General features: G+C 63.4%; 15 protein-coding genes. 9 read left to right on the top strand and 6 right to left on the bottom strand.

Annotation, left to right across the window (positions count from 1 at the left end):
- Positions 1-52 precede the first annotated feature (52 nt).
- The gene (locus tag Q7V46_RS16305; protein WP_304914614.1) at positions 53-1,765 is read left to right on the top strand and encodes a long-chain fatty acid--CoA ligase; all 1,713 of its coding nucleotides are present in this window, start codon (positions 53-55) and stop codon (positions 1,763-1,765) included.
- A gap of 82 nt (positions 1,766-1,847) precedes the next feature.
- Here Q7V46_RS16305 and Q7V46_RS16310 read toward each other — a convergent pair whose 3' ends face one another.
- Complete coding sequence (locus Q7V46_RS16310; RefSeq protein WP_304914615.1) at positions 1,848-2,426, bottom strand: GAF domain-containing protein; 579 nt, start codon at positions 2,424-2,426, stop codon at positions 1,848-1,850.
- Between the two features lie 233 nt (positions 2,427-2,659).
- On the opposite strand from Q7V46_RS16310, the gene Q7V46_RS16315 reads away from it, so the two are divergent.
- The 8 genes from Q7V46_RS16315 to Q7V46_RS16350 all read left to right on the top strand — a co-directional run bounded on the left by Q7V46_RS16315 (position 2,660) and on the right by Q7V46_RS16350 (position 11,171).
- Positions 2,660-3,892, top strand: coding sequence for an ABC transporter substrate-binding protein (locus tag Q7V46_RS16315; protein WP_304914616.1), 1,233 nt, complete (start codon positions 2,660-2,662; stop codon positions 3,890-3,892).
- A complete protein-coding gene (locus tag Q7V46_RS16320) occupies positions 3,889-6,537 on the top strand; it encodes a PAS domain-containing protein (RefSeq protein WP_304914617.1) in 2,649 nt (882 codons plus the stop codon). The genes Q7V46_RS16315 and Q7V46_RS16320 overlap by 4 nt, the downstream gene beginning before the upstream one ends.
- Positions 6,534-6,965 carry a response regulator gene (locus Q7V46_RS16325; protein WP_304914618.1) on the top strand — a complete coding sequence of 144 codons (432 nt, stop codon included), beginning with the start codon at positions 6,534-6,536 and terminating at the stop codon, positions 6,963-6,965. The genes Q7V46_RS16320 and Q7V46_RS16325 overlap by 4 nt, the downstream gene beginning before the upstream one ends.
- 233 nt (positions 6,966-7,198) lie before the next feature.
- Complete coding sequence (locus tag Q7V46_RS16330; protein WP_304914619.1) at positions 7,199-7,645, top strand: universal stress protein; 447 nt, start codon at positions 7,199-7,201, stop codon at positions 7,643-7,645.
- Positions 7,646-7,852: 207 nt separating this feature from the next.
- A complete protein-coding gene (locus Q7V46_RS16335) occupies positions 7,853-9,565 on the top strand; it encodes an FAD-dependent oxidoreductase (RefSeq protein ID WP_304914620.1) in 1,713 nt (570 codons plus the stop codon).
- A gap of 25 nt (positions 9,566-9,590) precedes the next feature.
- Complete coding sequence (locus Q7V46_RS16340) at positions 9,591-9,815, top strand: DUF2783 domain-containing protein (RefSeq protein WP_304914621.1); 225 nt, start codon at positions 9,591-9,593, stop codon at positions 9,813-9,815.
- Positions 9,816-9,840: 25 nt separating this feature from the next.
- The gene (locus tag Q7V46_RS16345) at positions 9,841-10,377 is read left to right on the top strand and encodes a VOC family protein (protein WP_304914622.1); all 537 of its coding nucleotides are present in this window, start codon (positions 9,841-9,843) and stop codon (positions 10,375-10,377) included.
- A gap of 113 nt (positions 10,378-10,490) precedes the next feature.
- Complete coding sequence (locus Q7V46_RS16350) at positions 10,491-11,171, top strand: hypothetical protein (RefSeq protein ID WP_304914623.1); 681 nt, start codon at positions 10,491-10,493, stop codon at positions 11,169-11,171.
- Positions 11,172-11,254: 83 nt separating this feature from the next.
- On the opposite strand, the gene Q7V46_RS16355 is transcribed toward Q7V46_RS16350, so the two are convergent.
- The 5 genes from Q7V46_RS16355 to Q7V46_RS16375 all read right to left on the bottom strand — a co-directional run bounded on the left by Q7V46_RS16355 (position 11,255) and on the right by Q7V46_RS16375 (position 18,810).
- The gene (locus tag Q7V46_RS16355; protein WP_304914624.1) at positions 11,255-13,531 is read right to left on the bottom strand and encodes an ATP-binding protein; all 2,277 of its coding nucleotides are present in this window, start codon (positions 13,529-13,531) and stop codon (positions 11,255-11,257) included.
- A 374-nt stretch (positions 13,532-13,905) separates the two neighbouring features.
- Positions 13,906-15,009, bottom strand: a complete 1,104-nt coding sequence (locus tag Q7V46_RS16360; protein WP_304914625.1) for a chemotaxis response regulator protein-glutamate methylesterase — start codon at positions 15,007-15,009, stop codon at positions 13,906-13,908.
- Between the two features lie 19 nt (positions 15,010-15,028).
- On the bottom strand, positions 15,029-15,670 hold the full coding sequence (gene cheD / locus Q7V46_RS16365; RefSeq protein WP_304914646.1) for a chemoreceptor glutamine deamidase CheD: 642 nt from the start codon (positions 15,668-15,670) through the stop codon (positions 15,029-15,031).
- Positions 15,671-15,698: 28 nt separating this feature from the next.
- Positions 15,699-16,583, bottom strand: coding sequence for a CheR family methyltransferase (locus Q7V46_RS16370; RefSeq protein ID WP_370690368.1), 885 nt, complete (start codon positions 16,581-16,583; stop codon positions 15,699-15,701).
- Between the two features lie 79 nt (positions 16,584-16,662).
- Entirely contained in the window at positions 16,663-18,810 is a 2,148-nt protein-coding gene (locus Q7V46_RS16375) for a chemotaxis protein CheA (RefSeq protein WP_304914626.1), read from the bottom strand.
- Positions 18,811-18,902 lie beyond the last annotated feature (92 nt).

Consider the following 18,902-nt stretch of genomic DNA (forward strand, 5'->3'; position numbering starts at 1 on the left):
AACGGCGCACGCTCGCGACAGCCACTTGCGCTTGCTGGGTCGAGAATGGCGCATGCCCATGCCGCACGATCCCCATTGGCCGCCCAGTCTGCCGCGCAAGCTCACTCTGCCTGAAACCAGTCTGTTCTACAACGCCGAGGTCTCGGCCCGGCGTTTTCCGGACAAACCCTTCCTGCTCTACTACGGTGAGCCGCTGAGCTTCTCCCGCTTCCACGATGAAGCCACCCGGCTGGCCGGCTACCTGCAACACGACTGCGGCGTGAAGGCTGGCGACCGCGTGCTGCTGTACCTGCAGAACAGCCCGCAATGGGCGCTGGGCTACTACGCCATCCTGCGCGCCAACGCGGTGGTGGTACCGGTGAATCCCATGAACATGAGCGAGGAACTCGCGCATTACGTGGCCGACAGCAGCGCCACGGTGGCCGTGGTGGCGCAGGACCTGTTGCCGCAGGTGCTGCCGCACCTCCGGTCCCCTGGCGGCACGCAAGAAGCCCCCCTCGACCACCTCGTGGTCGCCACCTACAGCGACTACCTGGGCCAGCCCGACGGTCTGCGCCTGCCCGATTTTGTGACAGCACCGCGCCAGCCAGTGCAAGGCACAGGCCTGCACGCCTGGCACAAGGCGCTGGCCGCGAACCGCGTGCCCGGCCCTCACACCGCCGGGCCCGATGACCTGTGCGTGATGCCCTACACCTCGGGCACCACCGGCCACCCCAAGGGCTGCATGCACACCCACCGCAGCGTGATGTGCACGGCGGTGGGCGGCATGCACTGGTTCTCCCGCACGCAGGACGCGGTGATGTTGTCGGTGCTGCCCCTGTTCCACGTGACCGGCATGACCGGCGGCATGAACGGCCCGTTGCTGATGGGTGCCACTGTGGTGCTGATGTCGCGCTGGGACCGCGAGACCGCAGCCGAACTCATGCAGCGCCACGGTGTGACCAGCTGGCAGGCCATCGCCACCATGGTGGTGGACTTTCTGGCCAATCCCCGCATCGGTGAAGTCGACCTGTCCGCTCTCAACGGGATTCGGGGCGGCGGAGCCGCCATGCCCGAAGCGGTGGCTCACAAACTCAAGGAGTTGACCGGGCTGGACTACGTGGAGGGCTACGGCATGTCCGAGACCATGGCCGCCACCCACCTCAACCCGCCGCACCGGCCCAAGCCGCAGTGCCTGGGCATTCCACTGTTTGGCGTGGATGCCCGCATCCTCGATCCGGTGACGCTGCAGGAAATGCCTCAGGGTGAAACCGGCGAGATCGTGGTGCACGCGCCGCAGGTGATGCAGGGTTACTGGCGCAACGCCAAGGCCACGGCCGATGCATTCATCGAGCTGGACGGCAAACGCTTTCTGCGCACCGGCGACCTGGCCCGTGTCGACGAAGACGGCTATTTCTTCATGACCGACCGCCTCAAGCGCATGATCAACGCCAGCGGCTTCAAGGTCTGGCCGGCCGAGGTGGAGGCGCTGATGTACCAGCACCCGGCGATCCACGAAGTCTGCGTGATAGGCACGCAAGACGACAAGCGCGGTGAAACCGTGAAAGCGGTGGTGGTGCTCAAGCCTGGACACCGAGGCCAGGTGAGCGAGCAGGATATCGTCGACTGGGCGCGAGGCCACATGGCTGCCTACAAGAGCCCTCGCGTGGTGAGTTTCGTCGACAGCCTGCCCAAGTCGGGTACCGGCAAGATCATGTGGCGTGAACTGCAGGAACGCCAGGCCAAGGCCGACGCCCGCAGCGCCAAGCCCCGGCCCAAACCCTGAACCACATCAGGCGCCTTCTGATCGCCCGGTGCGGTGGATGCGATGGCGGGCACCAGTCATCGAGCCAGCGCTGCACAAGCTGTCAGTCCTGCTTGATCTCCCAGTTCGGTACCTCCTTGGGCGCCGGCATCACGTTGTGGCCCTCCAGCCGCAGGGCTGTGAGCCTGGCGGTGAGTTCGAGTGTTCTCAGGTCATCGGGATTGGGGTTGTCGTGTGGACCGAACGAGAAGCTGCACAAAGTGCCGTAGATTTCGCCGTTTTTCAGAATGATGGGGGTGCTGATGTGGGTGCCAATGGGGAAGGGCAGTTGGTCCAGCAAAGCGCCCACGGCTGGATGGGTCCTGGCGTCGGCAATGAAGCGCGGCAGGCGGCCGTCGACCACGCGCTGGCACCAGCTGGCCTCCAATGCGTCTGACTGGCCTACGCAGACGGTGGGACGAGCGTCGGTGGCGGACACCTGGCGGAACACGCGCCTGCCATCGACAAACTCCGAGACGAACACCACGTCCATCTTCAAACGGTCGCGCAAGGTCTTGAGCACTTCGGTGAGTGTGCGATCCAGTGATTCGTCAGCGTGGTCGGACGTGGCCACCATCAGATCGGAAATGGTCACGTGGAGGTCGGTGGGTTCGTATCCCAGGTCGTAAAGATTCGAGCTCATGGAGTGTGATTTTCGCCAGAAAGAGCAAATTTGAGAGGTTCTGGGCCTTCCGGAACGCCGGCAAATCGTTGAGGATGCAAAGAGGGCAGGCGACGGGGCCGTACCACTTCACACATGCTTACCCGGATTTTGCAATGGAAATATCACCCGAATCGAGTCAGGTGGCATCGCTGCGTTCGGAGCAGATCGGGATGATGTGGTGACAAAATGCAACCGAATACAGAGGGCTGGACATGTTGCAATCGGCAGCGTTCCCCAAGCGGGAGCAGGTACCCTGGGTGGTGAGAGCATGGCAGGGCTTGTCCCCTGCCGTAAGGGTCGTGGGTGAATGGATGCGCGTGACGCTGAAAAAGCCGTTCGTGACGCACGCTCCCCTGCTTCGGGAGGGTTGCCGCCTGGCGAAGGTTTGCGCCAGAGTTTTCCGTGGTTGGCGCTTTGCCCGCCGGCCCGCAGGCGGGTGTGTGCCGCCACGGGGACGGGTTCGGCGCAGCCTTGCACATGCCGGGTCGGGGATGGTGCTGGGCCTGGGTCTGCTGATGGCCGCCTGTGAATCGCCACTGCCCCCACCGCTGGTGGTGGGCATGAACAGCTGGGTCGGGTACGACCCGCTGGTCCTGGCGCGCGATCGCAACCTGATTGACACCACGCAGATCAAGGTGGTTGAGCTCACTTCGAGTACCGAGGCCATGCGCGGCTTTCGCAACGGACTGATCGACGCGGCCGCCCTGACCCTGGACGAAGCGCTGCGCCTGGCCCATGAAGGGCAGGACTTGCGCGTGGTGGCGATGCTGGACGCATCGGCAGGCGCCGATGCGGTCGTGGCCCGCCCGGGCATTGAATCGCTGGAAGCGCTCAGAGGCGAAACCATTGCGGTGGAGCGCTCCGCTGTGGGTGCACTCATGTTGACGCGGCTGCTTCAGGAGGCGGGGCTGCGGCCGGCTGATGTGAACGTGCTCAACCTCGAAGCCAGCCTGCACCTTGAAGTACTGAACAATGGCAAGGCGGGCGCCGCCATCTCCTACCAGCCACTGGTTGGCGCGCTGAAAAATGCAGGCTTTCACGTTGTTTTCGACAGCACCGGTCTGAGCGAAGAGTTGTTCGACGTGCTGGTGGTGCGCGCCAGTACCTTGAAAGAACGGCCTGGGCAGGTGGATGCCCTGATCGCGGGCTGGCGCGACGGCTTGGACGCACTGACCGGGGACAGGCCTTCCGTGGCCGCCGACATGGCCAGAGGCAGCGACATGACACCCGATCAATACCTGGAAACCCTGGGAGGGCTGGTTTTCTACGATCCTGCTGCGTCGCTGCAACTGCTGGCAGGCCAGCCCCCGCCCTTGGTGCATGGCGCGCAACGCCTGGTGCAGACGCTGATCGCGGCGGGTTTGCTTGACCAGGAGCCAGACTGGGGTCGGCTGATCGATCCGGAACCCGCAAGGCGTGTCATGAGCGCGGGGAATCCGTCTTGAGCTGGTCCAACTGGTCTTTGCCGCTGACCGCGCGTTGGTTGGTGCCCCTATTTTTGCTGCTGGCGTCGCTGCTGGCGTTGTCGGTGCGTTACGTGCATGAGATGGAGCAGGCCGAGACCCTGGTCATTGATCAGGAGGTCTTGCGTTTGCGGGAGCGCCTCAACACCGAGCAGACCCGACTGGACCGGGCGGCAGGCATGGGTCAAGACCTTCTCTTTCGCCGCGTGGTCGGTGGGCTGGGTCTGCACAGCGGGATCGAACATGCGCTGCTGATCGACCAGCGCGGCAGGGTGAAGGCATCGCTTGCCCGACGCGACCTGGGCCAGCCGATCGACAAGGTGCTGGAGCGAATGTCCGACGTCGACCTGGCGCTGAATCACGTGCTGACCCGGCCGACCGGCACGATGATCGAGGTGGAGCGATTCGGCGATGAGCCGATCCTGACGGGTCTGGTGCCCATCCAGACGGGTGACCGGCTGGTGGTGGTGGCGAACGCTGCGCTGCCGTTGTCCGTTCGACGTGCAGCGGTGGAATCGGAGCTGATGCGCGAGGCTTTGGTGATGCTGGCGGCCGCCGCTGTGCTGGCTGCACTGCTGCACCTGGCCTGGTTCCGGAGAGCCGAGCGTTTGGCCAGGGCGTTGGGCGAAATGGGATCGGGCCAATTGTCGGTGCGCACCGGCGTGGCGGGTCGTGATGAACTGGCGCTCATTGGCGCCCAGGCAGACCGGATGGCTGAACGGCTGCGCACCGATCAGGAGCGGTTGCGAAAGATGAATCAGGTGGTCGATCGCTCGCCGCTGGTGGTGATCGAATGGCGCAACGCGCCCGGCTGGCCGGTGTCGTACGTGAGCGATTCGCTGCGGCACTGGGGCTACGCGCCAGAGGACCTGATGGGTGGAAAGGTTCATTACAACGACCTGTTTCATCCGGACGAAGTGGAGCGGGTCAACGCAGAAATCGCCCACTACTTTGCCCAGGGACCCGACGAGTACCAACAGGAATACCGGTTGCGCTGTGCCGACGGGCGCTGGGTCTGGGTGGACGACCGCACCGCCCTTGAGCGCAACACCGCCGGTGAGGTGGTTCGCATCAGCGGCGTCTTGCTGGACATCACGGCGCAAAAGGAAGCGCAGCGGGCCCAGTTCGAGCAGGCGCAGATGCTGCGGCTGTTTTATGAACTGCCCTTCATTGGCATGGCGATCTCGTCGACGGCGGACAAGCGGTGGCTGCAGGTGAACGACCGCCTGTGCGAAATACTTGGCTATCCCCGTGCAGAGTTGCTGGAGTTGCCCTGGACCGACATCACACACCCGGACGACCTGAAGTCGAATCTGAACCTGTTCGATGACCTGAACGCCGGCCTGATCGACAGCTATGGCATGCAGAAGCGCTTCGTGCGCAAGAACGGTGAGGTGGTCGACACAGAAATCAACGTCAGGCCGCTGCGAAATCCGGACGGCAGCATCCTTCATCTCTTTACCACCGTCCAGGACATCACCGAGCGGCTCCGAGCCAACGCCCAGCTGAGCGAGCACAGGGACCGGCTGGAACAGGCCGAGTCGCTGGCCAGGCTGGGTAGCTGGACCTTTGATCCAGATACCCGGCAGGGGTGGTGGTCGCCCCAGCTGTTTCACAATCTCGGCCTGGATCCTGCCAACGGGCCTCCTTCACTGGACGATTATCTGGAGCGACTGCACCCGGACGACCGAGCGGGTGTCGCCCGTTTCATGCAGGCCATGGCACGGGGTGAGTCGGTGGCCAATTCGGATTTCCGGACCAACCCTGCCCATGGCGACGTGCGCTGGCTGCAGGGCACCGTGCGCAGGCAGGAGCGGGATGTGGCCCAGTTGCCCTTCTACACGGGCACCCTGCTCGACATCACACCGATCAAGCAGGCCGAAGAGATGCTGCGGCGTGCCAATGAGGTGCTGGAACAGCGCGTCCAGGAGCGCACGGCGCAGCTCAGTGAAGCCAACCACGAGCTCGAAGCGTTCTCCTACACCGTGTCGCACGACCTGCGGGCACCACTGCGCGGCATCGACGGCTACAGCCAGTTGCTGCTGGAAGAATACGGCCCGCAACTGGACGAAGAGGGGCGGCATTTCGTGGAGCGGGTGCGCGCCGGTGTTTCGCAGATGAGCGAGCTGATTGCCGACCTGCTTGATTACTCCCACCTGGACCGCCGGACCATGGGATCCGATTCGGTGGAGGTGCAGGCCCTGATCGCGCGCTTGATGGAGCTGTACGCGCCAGATATCGAGGGCAGTGGCGTCGAAATCGTGCAGCAGGTGGAGCCACTCACCCTTCGGCTGGACAGGGAAGGTTTGAAGCTTGCGATGCGCAATCTGATCGGCAATGCGCTGAAGTTCAGTCGCAGCGCAAGCTCGCCATGCGTTGAGATTGGCGCAAGGCGGCAAGGGCAAAGCTGCCTGATCTGGGTCAAAGACAATGGCGTGGGTTTCGATATGCAATACCATGACCGCATATTCGGCATCTTCCAGCGGCTGCATCGCGCCGAAGATTACCCTGGGACAGGCGTCGGTCTGGCTCTGGTGTCCAAGGCGGCGCAGCGAATGGGTGGCCGTGTGTGGGCCCAGAGCGAACCGGGCCAGGGAGCCACTTTCTATCTGGAGTTTCCTGCATGAATCCGTCTCCCCAAGTCCCTCCCATCATGCTGGTCGAGGACAACCCGATGGACCTCGACCTCACCCTGAGAGCGTTCAGCAAGAAGCGTTTGGGCAACAACATTCTCGTGGCGCGTGATGGCGAAGAAGCACTGGCTTTTTTCCCCCGCTGGGAGGCCGGCGATCCGATCCCGGCGGTGATTCTGCTGGACATCAACATGCCCAAGGTCAGTGGCCTGGAGGTGCTGCGCCAGCTCAAGGCGCATGAGCGGTTTCGCCGCATCCCGGTGGTGATGCTCACGTCTTCCCGCGAAGACCGTGACCTCAAGGCGGCCTACGATCTGGGTGTGAATTCCTACATCGAGAAGCCGGTGAGCTTCAGCAAGTTCATGGAAGTGGCCGATCACATCGAGCTCTATTGGTGTGTGTTGAACGAGCGACCGTATTGAACGGGTCCACCCCCCGCCGCGCTTCGCGCGACCCCATCGAGGGGGCACACCATTGGACCGGCAGAGCCGGATCCTGGGTGTTGCTTGATTGAGGCACTACGCTCCGGAAGTTTGCCTCGATCCTTGAGCCTGCCATTTCCGGCTCCATGCATCGCACGGGGTTCTGCAGGTTTCGAGCAGGAGCAAACGTGGTATGAACGGGTTTCGGTTCAATTCATTCCCAGGATCCCTGCATGCTGAAAATTCTCATTCCCACCGATGGTTCCCAACACGCCTTGCTGGCTGTGCACCACGCGCTCAAGCTGGTGGGCGCGGGCTTGAAGGCCCGCTTCGTAGTGGCCAATGTGCAAGAAAGTGCGACGCTGTACGAGTTGGTGGTGGCGCACGATCCCAACGTGTTGCAGAAGGTCAGCGAGGGCGCGGGGCGTGACCTGGTGCGTCCGGCGATGGGATTGCTGTCCGCAGCGGCCCAGCAGGTGGAGGCAGACGTGAGCAGCGGCGATCCGGCCCAGATGCTGGTTGAAGCGGTGGAGCGTCATGATTGCGATGCGGTGATCATGAGCACGCGCGGCGGGGGCGGTCTGCGCGCTGCGGTGCTGGGTTCGGTGTCACAGGAGATGGTCCAGATCTCGCCAGTGCCTGTCACGTTGGTCAAGCCGCCCGAAGAGGCTGAGGACTGAACCACTGCCCTGGTGTCACCTGGACATTTCCGATCTTGGCCGGACGCAGTCCGGCCAAATCGTTTCTGCGCCTTGGGCCCGCACTTTTCACGAATCTCATGACGGCATGGCCCTGCCCGATTCCTGAGTAAAACATTACGAATAGAGAAATCGATTTACTGATAGTGAATTATTGGGTACAGTTGCGCCATTCCAAGAGGAGCACAGATGGCCACCTACACCTACCCCACTTTCCCTTACCACCCTCCCCACGACCTGATGCAGGCCGCACCACAGCGCAAGCCGCTGGTGGTCATTGGCGCTGGCCCGGTGGGCCTCGCCGCTGCGATCGATGCCAGGCTGCACGGTCTGGACGTGCTGCTGTTCGACGAAGAAGACAGCGTGTCCGTCGGTTCGCGCGCCGTCTGCTACGCCAAGCGCGCGCTGGAAATCCTTGATCGCCTGGGTGTGGGCGATCCCATCGTGGACAAGGGCGTCGGCTGGAACGTGGGCCGCACCTTTTTGCGCGAAGAGGAGGTCTACCATTTCGATCTGGTGCCCGAGGCCGGCCACAAGCGCCCGGGCATGATCAACCTGCAGCAGTACCACCTGGAAGAAGCCATGGTGCGACGGGCCGAAGAACTCGGCGTGGATCTGCGCTGGAAATACAAGGTGGCTGGCGTTCAGCCTTTGGAAGATGGCGCCCGTGTGAGCGTGGAAACGCCGGATGGTGCCTTCGAGATCGATACCGACTGGCTGATCGTGGCCGACGGCGCGCGCAGCAACGTGCGCCGTCAACTGGGGCTGGACATTGAAGGCCACGTGTTCAAGGACCGCTTTCTGATCGCCGACGTGATCATGGAGGCCGACTACCCGGCCGAACGCTGGTTCTGGTTCGACCCGCCCTTCCACCCCAACCAGAGTGTGCTGCTGCACAAGCAGAGCGACAACGTCTGGCGCATCGATTTCCAGCTCGGCTGGGACGCCGATCCGGAAGAAGAGAAGAAGCCCGAGAACATCATTCCCCGCGTGAAGGCCATGCTCGGCGACGCGCGCCCGTTCACCCTGGAATGGGCCAGTATCTACACCTTCCAGTGCCGGCGCATGAAGAACTTCCGGCACGGCCGCCTGCTGTTCGTGGGCGATGCGGCCCACCAGGTATCGCCCTTTGGTGCGCGCGGCGCCAACTCCGGTTTCCAGGACACCGACGACCTGGTGTGGAAGCTGGCGCTGGTGATGAAGGGCCTGGCACCTGACGCCTTGCTGGACACGTTTGATGCCGACCGCACCTATGCGGCCGACGAGAACATCCGCAATTCGACCCGGTCCACCGACTTCATCACGCCCAAGAGCACGGTCAGCCGGCTGTTTCGCAACGCGGCGCTGGAACTGGCGCGCACTCAGCCGTTCGCCCGCAAGCTGGTGAACTCAGGGCGGCTGAGTGTGCCGGCTTTCCTGGTGAACTCGGCGCTGAACACGCCAGACGCGGACGAATTCGAGGGCAACATGGTGCCCGGCGCGCCACTGGATGACGCATCGGTTCGCGTGGCAGCCCAGGACGGCTGGTTGCTGGACCAGCTGGGTAACCGTTTTCAGTTGCTCGTCTTCGCCGACAAGGTGGAGCTGGTCGACCCGGCCGTGCTCGCACACGCGGATGCGCTGGCGGGCGCGGCCATTCCCGTGGAAACCGTGGTGGTCACGGCCCACGCCGGAAACCACCCGGCCAACCTGACCGTGCTGCACGACAGCGATGGTCTGGTGGCGCGGCGGTTTGACGCCCGGCCTGGCACCTGCTATCTGATCCGCCCGGACCAGCATGTGGCCGCGCGCTGGCGCCAGTTTGACGTGGCTGCGGTGCGCAGCGCGCTGGCCCGCGCCACCGCGCAAGACGCGCCCCCGCCCGCAGCCCGCCGCCCCGCCACTGAGGCGGCCGCCGCCTGAAACCAAACACACCGAGGAGACATCCATGCCCCTGCAATGCCAGCCCAACCTCGCCGAGCCCGGCCAGCGCTACTTCCGCGACTTCACGCCCGGAGACGACTTCTACGAAGCCCTGATCAACACGCATCGCGACCTCAGCGATGAACAGAGCCAGTTGCTCAACGCCAAGCTGATCCTGCTGCTGGCCAACCAGGTCGGCGACATCTCGGTCTTGAATGACGCCCTCCGCACGGCCCGTCAAGGCATCTGAAACCCACCCAATCGAGGACACTGCCATGAGCATCAGAAAAATCCACCACGTCGCCTACCGCTGCAAGGACGCCAAAGAAACCGTCGAGTGGTACCAGAAGCACCTGGGCATGAACTTCGTGCTCGCGATCGCGGAAGACCAGGTGCCGTCCACGCACGCACCCGATCCGTACATGCACCTCTTCATGGATGCCGGTGGCGGCAACATCCTGGCTTTCTTCGAATTGCCCAACTCGCCCGCCATGGGTCGCGACCCCAACACCCCTGAATGGGTGCAGCACATCGCGCTGGAAGTGGACACGGTCGAAGAACTGGAAGCCACCAAGGCGCGACTGGAGGCTGCCGGCATCGCGGTGGTGGGCCTGACCGATCACACCATTTTCAAGAGTATCTACTTCTTCGATCCCAACGGTCACCGCCTGGAACTGGCGGCCAACACCGCCACGCCCGAGATGATGCAAAAGCTCGACGCAGTGAAGTGGGACATGCTGAGCGAATGGAACCAGACCAAGCGTGCACCCAAACACGCGGCCTGGATGCACGAAAAGGCATTTGCTACCTGAAAAAACAGGTGGCGAAAGGTCAATAAAGTCCTCAAGTTCAGCCCAGTTCAGCCGAAACAGGCTCTAGAACACCCGGCTTGTCTGCCGCGTGCCTCCTGTCGAGGGTGACCGCCATGCTGAACTTTTCCGCTTCCAATGTCGTTTCCTGGCCGACGCCGCAGAGCACCGCTGTGCCTGCGGTGACGCCGATCACGCCGGTGCAACCTGCGCCCGGTGCCGGCCGCGACGCACAGGCCGGGCTGGGATTCGATCAGAAGCGGCAATCCGCGCAGCAGTCCAAGGACGGCAGCAGCCCGCAGGGTGCGCCGAAGCTGCCCAGAGATGCCGACGCTTCAGCCCCGGCGCAAAGCACCCAGAGTCGCGAAGCCGAGGCGGTGGCCCAGCGCGCGGCGCGGGAAGCCTCTGCGCGGGAAATCGAGCAGCGCGCCAGCGAAAAGGAAGCCATCCACCAGCACTTGCGGGAGGTCCTTTCCAACGTGTGGCAGGCCAGCGCCGCGGTGGTGGACCGGGCTTTGGGCCGTGATGCCGCTGCCGAGCTGCCCGGACCGTCCAGCGGTTCTTCGTCCGCTCTGGCGGCCGTGGCCGCCTCGCTGACCGGTCGCCGACCCGTCCTGCTGGCGCCCGAGTCTCTCTCTGCGCCCGTTGTTCAGGCCCTGCCCGCCCCCGACACCAGCGACGCCCTGTCGGGTGCCAAGCAGATCCAGACAATGACCGATGTGGTGGCTTACGACGAGCGTGGCAATGGCACTGTCACGCCCCATGAGGCCGGGAGTCTGGTGGATCAGCGCGTTTGAACAGGGGAATTCGGGCGGCAAGCGATGCCGTCAGAGAACAACGAATGGCAGCAGCATCGCCGCAATAAGCGACCTGCCAACCTTCAGCGCCATTCGCGCACTCCGAACTGGCTCAGCGCTTTCTGTGTGTGCTCCATGTCGTGCCGGAGCTGAAAGCTCAAGCCGCCCACGCACGGGTCTTCGCCCTTGCGGACCATCTCTTCGATCCGCGCCGCGGTTTGCACGATGGCACGAAAACCCATGAGCATGGCCGTGCCCTTGAGTTTGTGGGCGTTGTAGCCCACTGCAGCCAGATCGTGATTTTCAAGTGCCGTCAGCAACACATGCACCGACCCTTCAGGGGGTTTGAACAGCGTGGTCAACAGTTCCGCGAGGGTGTCTTCCGGCATCAGTGAAGCGATGTCGGTGAAGGACTCGGAATCAATCAGAATTGAAGGGTCCTTCTCGTCTGGAAGTCTCACAGGGAGTTCGTAGGCTGAGATCGGGAACAGGCCGCCCAGACTGGAGTGTGCACTGCCCCCTTCTGTGTCGCTTGAGCCCGTCTCAAGCAGGCCGCAATGCTGCAGCGCACGCTGCAGGTCTTGCGCCTGCAGCGGCTTGCTTGTAAAAGCGTCGACACCCACCTCGCTGGCCCGTTTGCGTGTGTCGTTGACCACGTCGGCGGTGATCAGGACCACTTTGGTGCGGGCCGCCGGTCCGTCCAGTGCGCGGATGGCCTCGGTGGTGGCCAGCCCGTCGAGCACCGGCATGTGGTAGTCGAGCAGCACCACGTCAAAGCTATCCTTCCCCAGCAGGTCAAGCGCCTGCTGACCGTTTTCGCAGAACACCGCGTTGTGCCCCATGTTCTCCAGAAGGATGCTCATGTACTTGAGGTTGATGGGGTGGTCTTCGGCCACCAGAACGCGCAGCGGCGTTGCGCGCCGGTTCGCCTTCGGCATGTCGGGTACGTCCTGAGGCGGTGCTGCGGTCTCAGGAAGGGCCAGCGTGACGGTGAACACCGACCCCACTCTGGGCTGGCTTTGCACTTCAATGTCGCCACCCATCATGCGGGCGAGGTTGCGGGAGATCTCGAGACCCAGGCCGCTACCGCCCGCGCGCCGGCGGAGTGAACTGTCCGCCTGGTAGAAGCGGGTGAACAGGCGATTGAGTGTCTCTTCGTCCATGCCGGTGCCGGTGTCGCGCACGGTGATGACCACGCCATCGCGCTTGTCTGGCGCCCGCGCGACCTCTGCAATCACGCTGCCTGAAGAGGTGAACTTGATGGCATTGCTCAGCAGGTTGAACAGAATCTGGCGCAGACGCGCGGCATCCGTCAACACCCATTCGGGCAAGTTGCCGGCGGTGTAGACATCCAGGGCCAGTCCCTTGTCGCGGGCCGATTCCTGCATCAGCGTTTCCACCTCATGCACGAGTCTTCGCAGGTTCACCGGTGTGTGCGCGAGCTTGAGCGTGCCGGAGTCCATCGTGGCCACGTCCAGGATGTCGTTGAGCACGCCGAGCAGGTGCAGCGCCGAGTCGCGGGCGGTCTGGATGTAGTCGCGCTGGCGGCCAGTCAGGTTGGGCTCCTCCAGCAGGTCGAGCATGCCCAGCAACCCCTGGAACGGTGTGCGGATCTCGTGGCTCATGTTGGCCAGAAACACACTTTTGCTGTGGTTCGCAAGTTCGGCTTCGTCGCGGGCGTGCGCCAGGCGATTGCTGAGTTTCTGCAGCTTCTGGAACTGTTGGCGCTGGCGGCGCATGCGAAGTGCCACCAGCGCGACCAGACCCGTTGCGCTCAGCGCGAGCAGGGCGATGAGCAGTGCCTCGGTCACGGCCAACTGCCGGCCCCTGCGCTCGTGCTGCTGCAACACCGTGGCCCTCTGGAGCTGAACGTCTGTCGCGAGCGCCGCGAACGAGGATCGAACGCCGTCGGCCATGCTGGAGAGTCGGCCCAGTGCATCGCGGTCGCTGACGGGTTCGGCTGGACTGGCCAGCAACGCCTCGGAAGACGCCAGCAAGGCACGCAACACATCAAGGGCCGGCACGGCGATCGGCTGAACATCCGTGGGTTGTGCGAGGTCCTGCAATCGCCGGGCTTGAGTCGTGAGGGCTTCATGATGCAAGCGCAGAGCTTCTCTGGAAGCGGTGGCTTCCGGACTGAGCGCAACCTGAATGCGGTCGTTCAACCTGTCAAGCGTGCTGTCCATCTCGCTGAGCTGGTCTGCCAAAGCGTCCAGTGGCTGGATGTATGTCGGCGACAGCAACTTGAACTGCTGCCACTGGACCCAGCCCAGCGGCAGAAGGGTCAGCGACAGCAGTACCACCAGGGCGGCTGCCCAGTGACGTCCTCGCCAACGCGCCACGTTCCATGTCTCACTCATGGCGGCTTTCTGCATGGGCCCTGGTGCCAACAAGCGCACAGGCATTCCCCAGCCACTGGCCGCGAGGCATGGCATTCCGGAACGGGTGGCAAATGGGCGTCATTCAGGGTATGGCGTGTCGGGCTGGGTCGCAGGAAAAATGGGGTGAAAGGAAGTGCCGAGCGGGAGCGAAAGAACCCGGTTCTTCCGATCAGAAGTGTCTCACCATGAGGTTAGCACCTCGGGTTCCTCCGTTGCAGTACGAAGGTACGACCGCTTCGCAAGTTCATAGGTGCTTGGTGTTCACCCTGCGGTTTCGGTGCATTTTCCCCACATATTCAATGCGTGTTTTGCACATGCCCCAGCAAGGCACGCCTTGGTAACGCGGGGGTCCCTCAAATCCGGTGGCGCACGGCCGATGGGTTGCTGGCCAGACGGTTCAGCAAGGCTGGAGCGATCTGCTGCAAAGCCAATACTTCATGGGCTGCGCCGTACTGAATGGCCATGCGCGGCATGCCGAACACCACGCAGGTGGCTTCGTCCTGCACGTAGTTGTAGCTGCCGGCGTCTTTCATTTCCCGCATGGCCTGTGCACCATCGGCGCCCATGCCGGTGAGCATGATGCCCAGAGCGTTGGGCCCCAGCACGCGCGCGGCAGATTTGAACAGCACCTCGACCGACGGCCGATGGCGATTGACGGGCTCGCTGTCTTCGACCACAGCAACGTAGTTGGAACCACTGCGATCGATGCGGAGGTGACGTCCACCGGGGGCGATGTAGGCGTGGCCAGGCAGGATGCGCTGGCCGTCCTGCGCCTCGGCCACGCGTATCTTGCACAGGCCATTCAGGCGTGCGGCGAAGCTGGTGGTGAAACCTGGCGGCATGTGTTGGGTGATCACAATGGCGGGCGCGTCGGGTGGCATGGGCACCAGCACTTCGCGAATGGCCTCGGTGCCGCCAGTGGACGACCCGATGCAGATGATTTTTTCTGTGGACATGCGCGGCAAGGGGGCGCGCGGTGGCTCGGTGCCGGGGCTCGCGCCAGCGCTGCCGTGGGCATTCGCCGCGCCGCCGGGTGGGGCCGCCAGGCGGCGCACCTGGGCGGCGGCAGCCACGCGGATCTTGTCGACGATGTCCCCGGCGAGTTCGTTCAATCCGCTCGACACACCGATGCGCGGCTTGGCCACGAAATCCACTGCACCCATTTCCAGGGCACGCAGGGTGATGTCGGCGCCCTGTTCGGTCAGCGTGGAGACCATCACCACCGGCATGGGTCGCAGGCGCATGAGGCGCGAGAGAAACTCCAGCCCGTCCATGCGCGGCATTTCCACGTCCAGCGTGATCACGTCTGGGTTGAGCTCGCGGATCATCTCGCGCGCGACCAGCGGGTCGGCGGCTGCGCCCACGCACTGCATGTCGTGCTGGCGGTTGATGATCTCGGTCAGCAGGCTGCGCACCAGCGCAGAGTCGTCCACCACCACCACACGGATCTTGGCCATTGTTTTGTCTCCCTCGGTTTTAGAAGAGGTCCACAGAACCACCCGATGTGGTCTTGGCCACGGTCGCAGCGCTGCCTTTGCGCTCCTGTGTTTCCAGTGTTTCGGGGTGCGAATGCGCCAGCCGCTTGCACATCGCCTTGCCTGAGGACGGGAAGTAGCACACCTTGCGCGGGTGGATGTCGAGCACGTCCTTGGAAATGATGGCGATGCGCTCTGTCTGCAGGTAGTCCAGCACAAACTGGGTGTTGCGCTCGCCGACGTTCATGGTGGTGAAGGTGTGCATCACCTGGCCACCACCGAACACCTTGGCCTGCATGTGCTCGCGCCTCGCGCCGAGTTTCATCATCTCGTTGATCAGCAGTTCCATCGCGTAGGAGCCGTAGCGCCCGGAGGTGTCGCCACTCCCTTCGGGGAGCATGAAATGGTTCATGCCTCCCACGCGAACCCGCGGATCCCAGATGCAGGCCGCAATGCAAGAACCCAGCACCGTCATGATCAGCATGTCGTCCGCCGTGACGAAATATTCGCCAGGCAGCACCTTGACCGCGTCGTGCTGGAAATGGTGGTCGTGATAGAAAAAGGAGGCCTCACCCGGTTTCGTGCTGCGGGCCTTCAGTACGTCCAGCCTGGTTGTGCGCGGGGGAATGGCGATGCCGCTCATGCGGTTCGCAGCGAGGGCAGAGGCCGATTCAAACGCGCTCATAGACGGTCTTTCCCCGCAGAACAAAGAGGTTGCGCGCGTCGCTGAAGTTCTCTGCGTGACCCACGAAGAGCATGCCACCCGGTTTCATCACGCGGTGGATGCGCTCCAGCACCTGGCGCTGGGTGGTCGCATCAAAATAGATCATCACGTTGCGGCAGAACACCACGTCGAATGGCTCGCGGAAGGGCAGGTCCTGGATCAGGTTGACCGTGAGGAACTCCATGTGCTTCTGCAGTTCGGGCTTGACCCGCATGAAGCCGGCGTTCGCGCCCTTGCCGCGCATGAAGTGGCGCTGCAGCTGTTCCTGCGAAAGGCCTTTGACGCCTTCGCTCTTGTAAACACCGCGTGCGGCCGTGGACAACACCTTGGTGTCGATGTCGCTGTTGACGATCTGGAACGTGCCGCTGGCACCGAGGGTCTCGGTGGCGGTGATGGCGATGGAGTAGGGCTCTTCGCCGGTGGAGGCTGCCGAGCACCAGATGCGCCACGGCTGCGTGCGCTTCGCGGCCATCAGTTCAGACAGGATGGCGAAATGGTGCTGTTCGCGGAAGAAAGCAGTGAGATTGGTGGTCAGTGCATTGATGAATTCCTGCCACTCGGCGCCATCGTGCTGTTCCAGCCAGTCAAGATAGGTCTTGAAGCTGGCGTGACCGGTCTCCCGCAGTCGGCGCGACACGCGGCTGTAGACCATGGCGTGTTTGCCGTCGTGCAGACTGATGCCCGCCTTCTTGTAAATCAGCGCCTTGATGCGCGAGAAGTCGGCATCGCTCCAGACGAACTCCCGGCCTTCCACCAGCGGGCCTTCTTCCGCCATCGCTTGACGAGCCGACACCTGGCGCGCGCGCTGGGTTGGAGTGGTCTGCTGCAGCATCGAAGGATCCTGTCTGTGGGGTGGCTGGCTGGGACGGGCGCAACAGGCATTTCTGCGCCGCAATGGCTCGCCGGAAAATTCAATGTCTTGAACGACGGATCAGACCGGAGGTGTCGAGGATGAGTGCGACCTTGCCGTCGCCCAGGATCGTGGCGCCCGACACGTTGGGGACCTTGCGGTAGTTCGATTCCAGGTTCTTGATCACCACCTGTTGCTGGCCCAGCAGTTCGTCGACCATGAGCGCCACGCGGGAGCCATCGGCTTCGACCACGACCATGATCGGGCTGGTGCCGTTGAATTCGAAGCGCGGCACCTGGAACACGCGCTCCAGCTCGATCACCGGCATGTATTCGTCGCGAACCTTCACCACCTGGGCACCCTGGGCCACGGTGTTGATGTCGCTGGGCTTGATCTGGAACGACTCGATCACGCTGGCCAGCGGGAGGATGTAGACCTCTTCGCTCACGCGCACCGACATGCCGTCCATGATGGCCAAAGTGAGCGGCAGGCGCACCTTCACGCTCATGCCGAAACCTTCGGAGGAATCAATCTCGACTGTGCCGTTGAGCGCGGTGATGTTTTTCTTCACCACGTCCATGCCCACGCCACGGCCCGACACGTCGGTCACTTCCGCAGCGGTGGAGAAGCCGGGTGCAAAGATCAGGTTCCAGACCTCGTTGTCGCTCATGCTGTCGGGCGCGTCGATGCCCTTTTCGCGCGCTTTGCTGAGCAGCTTCTCGCGCGACAGGCCCTTGCCGTCGTCGCGCACCTCGATGAGGATGCTGCCACCCTGGTGGCTGGCCGAGAGGGTGATGGTGCCGTGTTCGGACTTGCCGCGTGCGCGACGGTCCTCAGGCATTTCAATGCCGTGGTCGCAGCTGTTGCGGATCAGGTGGGTCAGCGGGTCGGTGATTTTTTCGATCAGCCCCTTGTCGAGTTCGGTCGATTCGCCGTGGGTGATGAGCTCGACCTTTTTGCCCAGTTTGGCGGCCAGGTCGCGCAGCATGCGAGGAAAGCGGTTGAACACCACCGACATGGGAATCATGCGGATCGACATCACCGCCTCCTGCAGGTCGCGGGTGTTGCGGTCCAGGTCGGCCAGATCGGCCAGCAGCGGCTGGTTGGCGCCGTTGTCCAGCGCGCGGCTCTTCTGGGCCAGCATGGCCTGTGTGATGACGAGTTCACCCACCAGGTTGATGAGCTGGTCAACCTTGCTCACCGAGACGCGCAGCGTGCTCGATTCGAGCTGGGCCGGGGCCGCAGCACGTGCTTCTGCCTTGGCGGCGGGCTTGGCGACTTCGCCAGCAGCGGCTGCAACGGCGGTGGGCGCAGCGGCTGCCGGGACGCCAGTGGCTGGTACACCGGGTGCGCCATCAAAGAAGCCGAAGTCCTTGCCTTCCTGGGAGGGAGGCGCTGCATCGGCCGCCGGGGAGTCGGCACCAGGAGGTGCGCCGGCGTCCACGATGCGGATCTGTTCGCGGCTCACATGGAAGGTGAAGAGGTCGAGCAGGTCGGTGTCGCTGGCGGTGGTCTGCGCGCGGAAGATGCGTTTGTCTGTCTGGTCGCAGGGCAGGGTGTCGATCGTGCCCAGGCCGGGTATGTCGCGGAACAACTCGGCGATGCCGTCGGCCTGTGCCAGGTTGTCCACCGGGCCGATGTGGATTTCCAGATCGCGTGCCGTGCTGGCGGGTTTTGCTGCGGACACAGGAGCGGGTGCCGGAGCTGCCACAGGGGCGGGTGTGGACACACTCACTGGTGCGGTGGCCAGGGTGGAAGGCTGCAGCACTTGCACTTCTTCAGAGGGACTGCCGTTGGCCAGAATGCTGATGCGGCTCACCAGATCGTGGGTGGCGGGGGTCTCCACGTCGCGGCCCTGGTGACGTGCCAGCAACAGACGCAGCGCATCTGAGGATTCCAGCAGCACGTCGACCATGGCGGCCGTGGGTTGCAGTTCGTGGCGACGCAATTTGTCCAGCAGCGACTCCATCTGGTGGGTCAGTTCGGCCACGTCGGCAAAGCCGAAGGTGGCGGCACCGCCCTTGATGGAGTGCGCACAGCGGAAGATCGCATTGAGCTCTTCGTCGTCGGCCTTTTCCAGGTCGAGCTGGAGCAGCATCTGCTCCATCTGGTCCAGGTTCTCACCGGCTTCTTCGAAGAAGATCTGATAGAACTGTGTCAGGTCGAAGTTGTCGCCAGCGGCCTGGCCTTCGTTCATCATTTCACCCATGGTGAAGCTCCTTGAATGCTGCGGCAACCGCACGAGGTTTTTTGTCCAGGGACGCCGAAGATCCGGCTTTGCCGGTCAAATGGCGTCGCCCC

Origin of the sequence: Hydrogenophaga sp. (assembly GCF_030651625.1) — a bacterium.
Taxonomy (GTDB): Bacteria; Pseudomonadota; Gammaproteobacteria; order Burkholderiales; family Burkholderiaceae_C; genus Hydrogenophaga.